A 1,306-nucleotide genomic window follows, 5' to 3' on the forward strand; every position below is an offset into this window, starting at 1 on the left:
TCAGGCAGACATGCCCAGATCAACCCGCTTCGCGAAGATCATTTCGCTGAGAAAAACCTCAGTGTGTCGGGGTGGCCCGCGTGACCGATGTGGTCGCGATGCGGGACAGCACGTTCGGGGAGGAGAACCCGGTGCTGGCCGTTCCCGCGGCGCAGTGGCCGGCGTTCCTCCGTACCCTCTGAGTGCTCGCATCAGCCACCCGGCCTGGCACCGGACCCGAGGGCGCCGCCGCGCCGCCTGGCCTGCCCCGCGTGCGTCCGCTCCGGCGTATCCGGAGCACCGGACGAGCCCGAGGAGCCAGCGGCGTAGCCTCGGCGTCACAACGCCCCTCCCACGAGCGGAGGTAGAGGTAAGAGCTCGTAACACGATCTTGCTGAAGTGTCCTGGCCGGGCGTGACCGGTGGGCTGGTTCGGCCGTTCGGGAAGGTGTGAGTACTCGGCCGTGGATCGTGGACGACGAATTGTGGGCGCTGATCGAGCCGCTGCTGCCGCCGTGGCCGGAGCGGTCGCCGGGGCCGCGGCCGGTGCCGGACCGGCTGTGTCTGCAAGGCATCCTCTACGTCCTGCACAACGACATAGCCTGGCAACTGCTGCCGCTGGAGCTGGGGTTCGGCTCCGGACAGACCTGCTGGCGCAGGCTGGAACGATGGCAGAAGGCCGGCGTCTTCGACGCACTGCACCGCATCCTGCTCGCCGAACTGAACGCGGCCGGCGAGCTCGACTGGTCCAGGGCGTGTGTGGACGGCTCCCACATCCGCGCGAAAAAGGGGGTGCCGACACCGGTCCGTCGCCTGTCGACCGACGGAAGACGGGCAGCAAACACCACCTGATCTGCGATGGACGCGGCACCCCGCTCAAGGTCATCACCACTGCGGCCAACGTCAACGACGTCACCCAGACCCTCGCCCTGGTCGACGGCATCCCACCCGTCGCCGGTCGCCCCGGCCGTCCCCGCAGGCGTCCGGAGGCCCTGCTCGGAGACAAGGGCTATGACTCCAACCCCAACCGGGAGGAGCTCCGCAAGCGCCGGATCCTGCCCGTCATCTCCCGCAAGGGCACCCCGAACATCCACGGCATGGGCAAGCTCCGCTACGTCGTCGAGCAGACCTTCGCCCTCCTCCACCAGTTCAAACGCCTCGCCGTCCGATGGGAACGCCGCACCGAACTCCACGACGCGTTCCTATCCCTCGCCTGCGGACTGATCTGCTGGAGACGACTCAAGAAACACCGACCATGATCCTGTTACGAGCTCTTAGGGTCACTGCCGCTGCCCGAGGTCACGGCGACAGCACTGTGGCACGCCCGC

2 protein-coding genes are annotated in these 1,306 nt (G+C 67.9%); both read left to right on the plus strand.

The genetic code is table 11. From position 1 onward, the window contains the following. Window positions 1–71: 71 nt before the first annotated feature. The gene (locus DEH69_RS28260; RefSeq protein WP_113689837.1) at window positions 72–182 is read left to right on the plus strand and encodes a DUF397 domain-containing protein; all 111 of its coding nucleotides are present in this window, start codon (window positions 72–74) and stop codon (window positions 180–182) included. A gap of 246 nt (window positions 183–428) precedes the next feature. Further along, window positions 429–1,237 (plus strand): IS5 family transposase gene (locus DEH69_RS28265; RefSeq protein WP_258535027.1). Its coding sequence is split into 2 segments (ribosomal slippage): window positions 429–746 and window positions 749–1,237, totalling 807 coding nucleotides; the frame shifts between segments, so codons are not numbered across the junction. The last annotated feature ends 69 nt before the right edge of the window (window positions 1,238–1,306 follow it).

The sequence above is a fragment of the Streptomyces sp. PT12 genome (assembly GCF_003311645.1).
Taxonomy (GTDB): Bacteria; Actinomycetota; Actinomycetes; order Streptomycetales; family Streptomycetaceae; genus Streptomyces.